We start from the raw sequence: 550 nt of genomic DNA on the forward strand, positions 1-550 counted from the left end.
GAACAGTTTTAATTGTTTTTAAAGTGCTATTTACAGAAAAATCATGACTAATCTGATCCTTCAGTGCCATATTTAAAAGAGAGTCTCTGAAAGGCAGTCCGTTGTTATTTTGCATATGATTAATCATTTTCACAATCAACCCGCTGTAAATACCATATAAAGCAAAAGGCTTAGAGAGGGCCCGCATCTCATCAAACAGAATGGCGGCACATTGCTGCTTCGTCAGTATTTTTTTCCTTTCCTCATAATAATGTTTAAAATTTGATGAAGCATAGTGAAAAGGATCGACAACTGATGAGGATGGCCTGTCGGGAAAGTTGTAATCCATAAAGGGAGAAAGCTTTATTTCTTCTTTTTTGGTGAAGGTATAAGGGTTTACTTTTGTTGAAACATCAGTCAGATGGTAGAACGATCTGAGCCGCTGCTCTGTCATATCACCCTATTTCATATCATCTGAGGATTTTATACCCGGGGCTGTTGAATATATCACAGCAGGTAATCTGATTTGCGACATCATAATTCCTTTTAATTGACGTGCTGAATGTATATT

The 550-nt window shown here is 36.9% G+C and carries 1 protein-coding gene; it reads right to left on the bottom strand.

The features are described 5' to 3' along the window. Positions 1–433 (bottom strand): DUF3289 family protein (locus J1785_RS00325; protein ID WP_217218525.1); only part of this gene is annotated, 433 nt, incomplete at its 3' end. Positions 434–550: the final 117 nt, after the last annotated feature.

The organism is Rahnella perminowiae, assembly GCF_019049755.1.
GTDB classification, from domain to species: Bacteria; Pseudomonadota; Gammaproteobacteria; order Enterobacterales; family Enterobacteriaceae; genus Rahnella; species Rahnella perminowiae.